General features: G+C 57.0%; 1 protein-coding gene. It reads right to left on the bottom strand.

The annotated features are described in order from the left end of the window. Positions 1 to 37 precede the first annotated feature (37 nt). Positions 38 to 1,375 carry an IS110 family transposase gene (locus EDC90_RS20705; RefSeq protein WP_132314396.1) on the bottom strand — a complete coding sequence of 446 codons (1,338 nt, stop codon included), beginning with the start codon at positions 1,373 to 1,375 and terminating at the stop codon, positions 38 to 40. Positions 1,376 to 1,699: the final 324 nt, after the last annotated feature.

The following is a 1,699-nucleotide window of genomic DNA, read 5'->3' as shown; positions in this document are numbered from 1 at the left end:
GTGATCTTGTACCGATAGCGCAAGACTTTTTTAGGTTTCATGCTGAGGTCTGTAATCGGTTTGCACGCCGTGATGCCCGGATACTCTCGGATACGCTGTAGCGTTGTGCGATCAGGGCTTTCGCCTGTGCAACAGAGATTTCGCAACCTTCATGGTCACGAAGAACATATGGCCGACCGGAACGCATCACACTGTAGATGCGGTTTACAAGTCTGTTGGCGACAGCACAGAGCGCTTGCTTGTGATGGTGTCCTTTGCCGGTCATCATTCGCCAGTAGACTTCTGCGAGATCAGGATCGATCTTGCGCGCTGTATCAGCTGCGAGAATGAGTGCGCACTTGATGCGATTATTTCCACCCTGGGTGATTTTCTGTCCTGGTCTTTCAGCGCCGCCGCTGTCTGAACGGCGGGGAAACAGGCCACAGAAACCTCTGAAGTGGCGTTGTGAACGAAAGCGCTCCGCACTGTGGAACAGACCAAACAGGACAGGTGCCAGATGGCGTCCGACACCGGGAATGGTTCGCAGGACATCCACTGGCTGAAGCTCGGCATAGAGCGCTTCTATCCTGCGGTTTAGTTCAGACCGTGCAGCCATATTGGCTTTCATGACGTCAATCTCGATGGCGATTTCGGCTTGCAATCCGGCAAAATCGACGTGATTGCGGTGAAGGTCTCTGGCTTCGCGGGCCGCCTGACGCAGTCCGTCAATGAGCGCATCAACGAATGGACCGGTGTGAGGGTGATTGCCGCTGGCATTTTGGGCAATGAAGCGCGCAATCGTACTCTTGCGCGCTTTCAGGACGGCTTCAGGATCGATCCAACGCTGTAAAATAGCGACGGAGAGGCAGGTCCCGAAGTCAGGCAATATCCGTTCAAGAACTGGCGAAGCCCAGCGCACAAGATCAAGAAGCCTTCGTTTGGATGCAGCGATGGCATCCTGAAAGCGGCCACGCTGTTTGGTCAGGCGTTGCAGGGCATGGTTCTTTGGTGCCGGAATATGAACCGTGTCGAGACGAGGCCCTCCAAAACCGGGAATTGCGGCCAGCACATGGGCGTCAGCCAGGTCGGTCTTAGCGTGCTCAGACAAATACCGGCGTAGCGCTTTCACGCGCTTGCCCTTGACGCGGGCCACCGAGACGCCGCAGTCGGCGAGCCGGTGTGCGACGGGGAACCAACTCATGCCGGTTGGCTCCATAATGGCCTGGATGTTGTCGCCGGGGCTCAGATTAGCAACCGCCTGCGCAACAAAGTGATCCAGTGATCCCGGAACATGGCGGAAACGGATGGGACGGCCCACAGGCTGGCCATCATCGTAAATTTGCGCGACATGATCGCCACGAATGGCGAGATCTATGCCGATGGTTCTGTTTGTCATGGTGCGTATCCTTTTTGATGCAGAACCGCACGCCGTTGGCACAGTCAGGTATGTCATTCGTGGCCGTGCCTGAACTGGGAAGCGACGCCACAATCGTGTTACTCTTGCCCCGTCGGCGCGGCCGGGTCGGGTTTATGACGTCACGGTAACGAGACGATCGACAGATCTCTCAGGGTCTTTGACCCGAACCAGCCTGGTTCGCGTCGACACTATGACCCGGTTCCCGGCATGCCGGGAACCGGGTCCGATCCGCGATCACATCGCCGAAGCAAAACAACTTCGTCTTCCCCGTGGCATCAGACCCGGCCCCGCTATCGATACCTG

The sequence above is a fragment of the Martelella mediterranea genome (assembly GCF_004342225.1).
In the GTDB taxonomy this organism is placed as follows: Bacteria; Pseudomonadota; Alphaproteobacteria; order Rhizobiales; family Rhizobiaceae; genus Martelella; species Martelella mediterranea_B.
This window is presented reverse-complemented; position numbering and strand designations above follow the sequence as displayed.